The following is a 7,226-nucleotide window of genomic DNA, read 5'->3' as shown; positions in this document are numbered from 1 at the left end:
AGCGCGAGCAACCCGGCGATGCTGCCGGTCGGGCCGCCGAGCCTGCCGCCGCAGGCGCCGGGCACGGGTGCGTTCCCGCTGGGGCCGCCACCGCCACCCCGCCGCAACCGAACCGCGTTGTGGGTTCTCGTCGTTGTCCTGGCGGGCGTACTGCTGGCGCTGGCGGGTTTCGGGCTCGCCATGCTGGTGGACGGCCCCGAACGCGACACGGGCGGCGAATCCCGACCGGAGTCGTCGAGACCGGTGGACGACGGGGAGAATGACGGCGGCGCGGGCGCTGGGGCCCAGCCCGGCAGCACGCCGGGACCGGGCCACGACGAGTCGGAACCGAGCACACCGGGTGAGTTCGTCGAGGTGGACGACCGTAAGTACATCGGTAGATCGGCGTCCTACGCGGCGGACAGCCTGGAGCGTGAGGGACTCGTCCCGGTGCTCGTCGCCAGGGGTGGAAAGGAACCGGAGGACCCCGACAACTGCACGGTCGTCGAGATCGAGGCGGACCGACCGCTGCTGGTCGGAACGGAGGTCCCGATCTACTGCAACGAGGAAGAGGGCCCGCCGTGATGAATCGCGGTAGCCGGGAGCACACGTCGGGCATGATTGGCGCACGCGCAGCACACCAGCAGACGAGGATCGAGACGACATACCGATGACCACTCCGAGACTGCTCTCCAATCGGTACGAGCTGGGCGAGGTGCTCGGCTACGGCGGCATGTCCGAGGTCCACCGCGGTAAGGACGTCCGCCTCAGCCGAGACGTCGCCGTCAAGGTGCTGCGTGCCGACCTGGCCCGCGACCCGCAGTTCCAGGAGCGGTTCCGGCGCGAGGCACAGAACGCCGCGGCGCTGAACCACCCGGCGATCGTCGCCGTCTACGACACGGGCGAGACCAGAACAGAGCACGGCCCGCTGCCCTACATCGTCATGGAGTACGTGGACGGGCGGACGCTTCGCGACATCGTGAAGACCGAGGGCCCGCTCCCCGGGCAGCGCGCGATGGAGATCATGGCCGACGTCTCCGCGGCGCTGGACTTCTCGCACCGGCACGGGATCGTGCACCGGGACGTCAAGCCGGCGAACGTGATGATCACGAAGACCGGCGCGGTCAAGGTGATGGACTTCGGCATCGCCCGCGCGGTCGCCGACGGCCAGGCCGCGGTCACGCAGACCGCCGCCGTGATAGGGACCGCCCAGTACCTGTCCCCCGAGCAGGCCCGCGGCGAGGCCGTCGACGCGCGCAGTGACGTCTACGCCGCCGGCTGCGTGCTCTTCGAGCTGCTCACCGGCGAGCCGCCGTTCACCGGCGACTCCCCGGTCGCGGTGGCCTACCAGCACGTCCGGGAGGACCCGAAGCCACCGTCGGCGCTCAACGGGCGGGTCTCGCCCGCGCTCGACGCGATCGTGCTGAAGGCGATGTCGAAGGGTGCGCCCAACCGCTACCAGTCGGCCGCCGAGATGCGCACCGACCTGGTGCGGGTGCTGTCCAACCAGCGGCCGCTCGCGCCGATGGTGATGACCGACGACGAGCGCACCACGATCATGTCGCAGGGCCGGCAGGCCGAGCCGACCCGCGGTCGGCACCGCCCGGCGGCGCTCTCCAACGACTACGACGACTACGACCCGTACGAGGACGAGGAGGAGGAGCGCCGGCGCCGGCGGAAGAAGGGCTGGATCATCGCCCTGGTGGCCGTGCTCGCGCTCGCTCTCATCGGCTTCATCGCCTGGCTGATGACCACGGTGTTCAACACCGACCCGATCTCCAACGAGGTCACCGTGCCGAACGTGGTCGGCCGGATCGCCGACGACGCCCAGCGCGAGCTCACCGACCAGGGCTTCGAGGTGGACCTGCAGCCGGTGCCGTGCCAGCCCTCGGCCGACGGCCAACCCGGCAGGTGTGGCGCGGACAGCATCGGCAAGGTCATCGACTCGAACCCGAAGCCGGGCGAGAAGATGAAGAAGACCGACCGGCTCACGCTGCTCGTCGGCGCACCCGCGGAGAAGGTGCCCGTTCCGGACGTGTCGGGACGCAGCCCGGATGACGCGCGGAAGGTGCTCAAGGACGCCGGCCTCGCGGTGGCCGCCCAGGAGGAGGAGCAGGAGGTCGAGGACTCCGACGACATCGGCAAGGTCATCTCGACCGACCCGACCGCCGGGCAGCCGGTGTCGAAGGGCAGCGAGGTCAAGCTGATCGTCGGCAAGGAGCAGGAGACGGTCAACGTGCCGGACCTGACCGGCCAGAACGTCGACACGGCGCGCGCCAACCTGGAGGGTCTCGGCTTCGAGGTCGACGTGAACGAGGTGGACTCCGACCAGCCGAAGGGCACGGTCATCAACCAGGACCCGAAGAACGCCGAGGTGCCGCCGGGTAGCACGGTCACGCTCGAGGTGTCGAAGGGCCAGGACGAGGACACGTTCACGATGCCGAACATCGTGGGGCAGACCCAGCAGGAGGCGGAGGCGACGCTGCGCCAGCTCGGCTGGACCGGCAACTTCAACGTCGAGGACGGGCAGACCGACGACCCGGCGGAGTTCAACCGGATCATCGACGCCCAGTTCAACGACGGGCAGCAGGTCAACAAGGACGAAGAGATCGGGATCACGATCGCGACCGAGCTCGACCCGGGTGGCGGGGGCGGAGGCTGACCGATGCGGATCGCGGTCGTCGGTGCCGGTGTGATCGGTCTGGCGACCGCGGACGCGTTGCTGCGGCGCGGCGCGGAGGTGGTGTGCCTCGAGGCGGACGTGCCGATGGCGGCCCGGTCGACCGGCAGCTCGCGGATCTTCCGTCTGGCACACGCTGATCCCGAGCTGGTCGGGTACGCGGCCGCGGCCCGGAAGCTGTGGACCGAGTGGTCGGACCGCGCGGGCGTGCCGCTGGTCGGCACCGAGGGCGCGGTGCTCACCGGTCCGCCCGCACGCGACTGGTCGGCGGCGATGGCCGCCGCCTCCGCGCCCCACTCACTCGTCGACGACGTGGGTTCGCTCGGTCTGCCGGTGACCTCGGTCGCCGGCGCCGCGCTGCTGGACCCGGGCGGCGGGGTGATCGACGTGCCGGCGACGGCGGAGTTCCTGCGGTCCGCAGCCGCGCCGGCCCTGCGGTCGGGTCACGTGCACCGACTCGACGTGTCGGACCCCGGCGTGACCCTGCTCGGCTCTTTCGACCCGGTGCACGCCGACCGGGTGGTGGTGGCCGCCGGGCGCGGCACGTGGCAGCTGGCGGCGCAGGTCGGCATGTACGTGCCGACGGCGCTGGCCCACCACGTGCGGTTCACGTTCCGGCTGAGCGACCCGGCCGCGCGGCCGCCGTGCTGGATGGACCGGACGGAGTCGTGGCGGCCCGGGTTCACGACGTACCAGCAGTGCTCGGGCCCGGGCCGGTGGTCGGTGGGCGCGTCGCTGCCGGCGGAGGACGCGGCGTGGGAACGCGGCCGCGCGGCGGTGACGGCCCGCTCGCGGGACCTGGTGCGGGCGTACGTGCGGGAGTTCCTGACGGGCGTCGAGGACGAGATCGTGGAGGAGCTCTACTGCGACTTCCACCCGGGCCTCGGCGACGGCGTCCACGTGGCCGGCGCGGGCCCGGTAACCGCCGCCTGGGGCGACAACCTGTTCAAGCACGCCCCGGCGATCGGCGCCTCCCTGGCAACCGCGCTCCTCGACGGCACGGTCCCGGACATCCCGCCGGCCTAGGTGGTCGTGGCGGCGTCCGCGAGGGTGCGCAGCTGTTCGGTCAGTTCGGCGACCCGGGACTCCGGGACGGGGTGGCCGCACGTCGCCAGCCAGTTGGCCAGCATGCGGTGGCCGCCCTCGGTAAGCACCGACTCCGGGTGGAACTGCACGCCCTCGATCGGGAGCTCGCGGTGGCGCATGGCCATCACGATGCCGGTGTCGGTCTGGCCGGTGATCTCGAAGACGTCCGGGATCGTGTCGCGCAGGACCGTTAGGGAGTGGTAGCGCGTCGCGGTGAACGGGTCCGGCTGGCCGGCCAGCACGCCCGCGCCCTTGTGGTGCACGTGGCTCGTCTTGCCGTGCAACAACTCCGGCGCCCGGTCCACGACCGCACCCCACGCCACGCCGATCGCCTGGTGGCCCAGACACACGCCCAGCACCGGCGTGCCGCGGTCGGCGCACCACCGGGCGACGTCGATGCTCGCGCCCGCCCGCTCCGGCGTGCTCGGCCCCGGGCTGAGCAACACCCCGTCGAAGCCGTCGAGCGCGGCCGGCCCGCCCAGGTCCGCGTCGTCGTTGCGCCGCACCACGCACTCGACCCCGAGCTGGGCCAGGTACTGCACGAGGTTGTAGACGAAGCTGTCGTAGTTGTCGACCACCAGCACCCGCATGCCGACAACCTACTGCGCTGTGGGCGGGCTACTCCACGCCGACGTTGTTGAATGGCAAGAACGGCTCCAGCCACGGGAACACCACGAACATCAGCAGCGCCACCACGCCGAGGGCCAACACCACGGCGAGTACCGCGCGGACCCCGACCGGCCCCGGCAGCAGGCGCCAGATCCAGGCGTACATCAGACCGACTCCTCGAGCTCCGGCGGCCGCTCGTTCGGCTTCTTCGGATCCTTCGCCCACTGCTTGGTCAGCACCGCGTGGACGATCAGCCGCTCCTTGTCGGAGAAGCGCGGGTGGCACGTCGTCAGCGTCATCAGCGAGGCCATCTCGCCCTTGCTCGGCGGGGTGGCGGCACTCGGCGGGACCGGCGCGATGACGCCGCCGTTGGTGGGCAGCACGATGTGCTGGCCCTCGAGCTCGCCGTACGGACCGCCGAGCGGGGCGACGTCCTTGCACTTCGGGTCGGTGCCCTTGCCCTGCGCCCAGCCGTCCTTCTCCTCGGCGAGCGGCAGCATCCGGTAGACGTACCAGCTGTACTGCGTCTCCACGACGAGCGCGTCGCAGGACTGCATCAGGTTGATGTCGTTGAAAGGGGCGCCCTTGCCCACCCGGTGGCCGGCGACCGCGAAGTTGCCGGGCTGGCCCGGGTAGACGGTCTTCGTGTAGTGGCCCGGGCCGATCTCGAGGCTGGCCTCGGTGGTGCCCTCGACGATCGTGAACTGGTAGTCGGCGCCGAACGAGGGGATGTACATCTTGGCGAAGCCGTCGCCCTCGCCGAGGCCCTCGAAGTGGTCCTGGCGCTTGGGGTCCCCGGCCGTCGCGTCGCCCCACTGGGTGTCCAGCGCAGTCGTCGCGTCGCGCTGCTTGCCGGCGGAGATCAGGTCGGTCCAGTAGACCTCGTAGACCACGAACAGCAGCACGACCATGCCGAGGGTGATCAACACCTCGCCGGCGTTGCGTACGGCGTTCCGCGTCTTGTCCGGTCGTCGCCGCGGGGCGCCGGGGCGCGGCCGCGGCGAGGGGACGATGTCGCCGAGATCCCCCGTAATCCGACCAGAACCGTGACCCAGGTGCTGCACCGTGCCCACGCGCGCTCCTTCCGGGTCCGACCTGTTGATAAGTCGACCTGCTCAACTACGTTAACGTGTTGCGGGAGCGGACGGTTCGACACGTTCGCGACACGTTCGCGGATGCGACTTCAAGCTACACGTCAGGTGAGGACGACATGCCCAAGTCCAAGGTTCGCAAGAAGGCGGTCTACACACCACCCGCCGATCGACGCACTCCGGTCAAGGTGAAGGCGGCTGGGCCGTCTCACCCGATCTACGTGGGCGTCATGCTCGGGGTGATGGTGCTGGGACTGGCATGGCTCGTGGTGAACTACATCGCGGGAGAAAAGATCCCATTCATGCAGGATCTCGGCAACTGGAACTTCGCGGTCGGGTTCGCGTTGATGATCGGCGGCCTGCTGATGACCATGCGGTGGCGCTGACCGGCCACCTCGTGGCCACCCACGTTTTCTCTCGGATGCACCCGTTCAGCGCAGTGTTACTGAACCACAAGGGTGTAAGTCATCCCCAGTGTGGATAACCGCTGTGGATAACTCGTTTCTAGATCCGGAGCGTGACCCTCGTTGACCGTCCCGACCGCCCACAGTTGGGCGCCGAAGGCCGAGTTGACCGCCCTGGCGTGGGTGCTCGCGGCGGCCGCGGCCGCCTGGGCGCTGTTCGCCGATGACCCACCCGGTCGGGTCCTGCTCGGCACGGTGGCGCTCGGGCTGGTTCTCGCCGGCCTGTTCGGCCTGCTGGTGCGGCCCCGCCTCGCCGGCGACTCGTCCGGCGTGACCGTGCGCGGGCTGACCGGCAACCGGCGGTGGACCTGGGCAGAGGTGAACGTGCGGCTCGTGCGCACCCGCCGTTTCGGACGGGAGGTCGCCACGATCGAGCTGGACGCGGACCGCGCGGAGGTACCCGAGCTGGTCGTGCTCGGCCGGCTGGACCTCGGCACGGACCCGGAGGACGTCGTCGACGCGCTGCTGGCGCTGCGGACCTAGGTCAGGCAGTAGACGCCGAGCGAGTCGGCCGTACAGTCCAGCACCGCTCCTCGCACGGCGATCGCCACCACCATCAGCACCAGCAGCCCGACGCAGGCGCCGATCTGCACCTGGTCGCGGCGGGCCTGCGGCGCGTAGACCAGCGCGGCCGTCGCGAGCGCACCGGCGACGAGCCCGCCGACGTGGCCGAGCAGCGAGATCCCGGGCAGCGTGACGCTGAGGAAGATGTTGATCGCGATCAGGGCGAGCACCGGGCTGGGGTTCAGCTTCGCCTTGAACACCACCACCGCGATGCCGCCGAACAGGCCGTACACGGCGCCGGACGCGCCCGCGACGCCGCCGCCCGCGTCACCGAACAGCATCACCGCCGTCGAGCCGCCGAGCAGCGACAGCAGGTAGACGGCGAGGAAGCGGGTGCGGCCGAGCGCCACCTCGAGGTCCCGGCCGATCACCCACAGCGCGAACATGTTGAACAGCAGGTGGACCGGCCCGTAGCCGCCGTAGTTGCCGAAGTGCAGGAAGCCCGAGGTGACCAGCCGCCACCACTCGCCGGCGGACACCCACGCCGGGACCAGCGTGCCGTCCTGGAACAGCGTCGAGGCGCTGTTGTCGACGATGCTCCCGGCCTGGATCGCGGTCACCGCGAAGGCGGCGACGTTGACCACGATCAGCACGGGCACCATGACGAGCGTGCGCGCGCGGGTGGCCCGGGCACCGCCGATCGTGCGTGGTGTGCGAACCGTGCGAGAGCCCTCGCTGACGCAGTCGACGCACTGGTAGCCGACCGAGGCCTCGCGTAAGCAGTCCGGACAGGCCGGCCGGTCGCACCGCACG

8 protein-coding genes and 1 pseudogene are annotated in these 7,226 nt (G+C 70.7%); 5 read left to right on the top strand and 4 right to left on the bottom strand.

The window, feature by feature from the left end; genetic code table 11:
• The 3 genes and pseudogenes from ACRDSK_RS08340 to ACRDSK_RS08330 all read left to right on the top strand — a co-directional run.
• Positions 1–564, top strand: a pseudogene (locus ACRDSK_RS08340) (hypothetical protein); the annotation flags it as partial.
• Between the two features lie 85 nt (positions 565–649).
• Positions 650–2,641, top strand: coding sequence for a Stk1 family PASTA domain-containing Ser/Thr kinase (gene pknB / locus ACRDSK_RS08335; RefSeq protein ID WP_431439374.1), 1,992 nt, complete (start codon positions 650–652; stop codon positions 2,639–2,641).
• A gap of 3 nt (positions 2,642–2,644) precedes the next feature.
• Complete coding sequence (locus tag ACRDSK_RS08330; RefSeq protein ID WP_431439373.1) at positions 2,645–3,685, top strand: NAD(P)/FAD-dependent oxidoreductase; 1,041 nt, start codon at positions 2,645–2,647, stop codon at positions 3,683–3,685.
• On the opposite strand, the gene ACRDSK_RS08325 is transcribed toward ACRDSK_RS08330, so the two are convergent.
• The 3 genes from ACRDSK_RS08325 to ACRDSK_RS08315 are packed head-to-tail and all read right to left on the bottom strand — an operon-like array spanning position 3,682 to position 5,427.
• Positions 3,682–4,335 carry an aminodeoxychorismate/anthranilate synthase component II gene (locus ACRDSK_RS08325; RefSeq protein WP_431439372.1) on the bottom strand — a complete coding sequence of 218 codons (654 nt, stop codon included), beginning with the start codon at positions 4,333–4,335 and terminating at the stop codon, positions 3,682–3,684. The two genes, ACRDSK_RS08330 and ACRDSK_RS08325, sit on opposite strands and share 4 nt — an antisense overlap.
• 28 nt (positions 4,336–4,363) lie before the next feature.
• Positions 4,364–4,519 (bottom strand): hypothetical protein, encoded by a 156-nt coding sequence (locus tag ACRDSK_RS08320; protein WP_431439371.1) that lies wholly within the window; start codon positions 4,517–4,519, stop codon positions 4,364–4,366.
• The gene (locus ACRDSK_RS08315; RefSeq protein ID WP_431439369.1) at positions 4,519–5,427 is read right to left on the bottom strand and encodes a class E sortase; all 909 of its coding nucleotides are present in this window, start codon (positions 5,425–5,427) and stop codon (positions 4,519–4,521) included. The genes ACRDSK_RS08320 and ACRDSK_RS08315 overlap by 1 nt, the downstream gene beginning before the upstream one ends.
• A 137-nt stretch (positions 5,428–5,564) precedes the next feature.
• Here ACRDSK_RS08315 and crgA point away from each other — a divergent pair, with 137 nt between their 5' ends.
• Together crgA and ACRDSK_RS08305 are read left to right on the top strand one after the other, a co-directional pair.
• Positions 5,565–5,831, top strand: a complete 267-nt coding sequence (gene crgA / locus ACRDSK_RS08310; protein ID WP_431439368.1) for a cell division protein CrgA — start codon at positions 5,565–5,567, stop codon at positions 5,829–5,831.
• 141 nt (positions 5,832–5,972) lie between these two features.
• Complete coding sequence (locus ACRDSK_RS08305; RefSeq protein ID WP_431439367.1) at positions 5,973–6,392, top strand: PH domain-containing protein; 420 nt, start codon at positions 5,973–5,975, stop codon at positions 6,390–6,392.
• On the opposite strand, the gene ACRDSK_RS08300 is transcribed toward ACRDSK_RS08305, so the two are convergent.
• The gene (locus tag ACRDSK_RS08300) at positions 6,389–7,225 is read right to left on the bottom strand and encodes a rhomboid family intramembrane serine protease (RefSeq protein ID WP_431439365.1); all 837 of its coding nucleotides are present in this window, start codon (positions 7,223–7,225) and stop codon (positions 6,389–6,391) included. The two genes, ACRDSK_RS08305 and ACRDSK_RS08300, sit on opposite strands and share 4 nt — an antisense overlap.
• Position 7,226: the final 1 nt, after the last annotated feature.

It is taken from the genome of Actinophytocola sp., from assembly GCF_050699915.1.
In the GTDB taxonomy this organism is placed as follows: Bacteria; Actinomycetota; Actinomycetes; order Mycobacteriales; family Pseudonocardiaceae; genus Actinophytocola.
The sequence above is the reverse complement of the archived record's forward strand: the minus strand, read 5'-3'. Positions and strand labels throughout refer to the sequence as shown.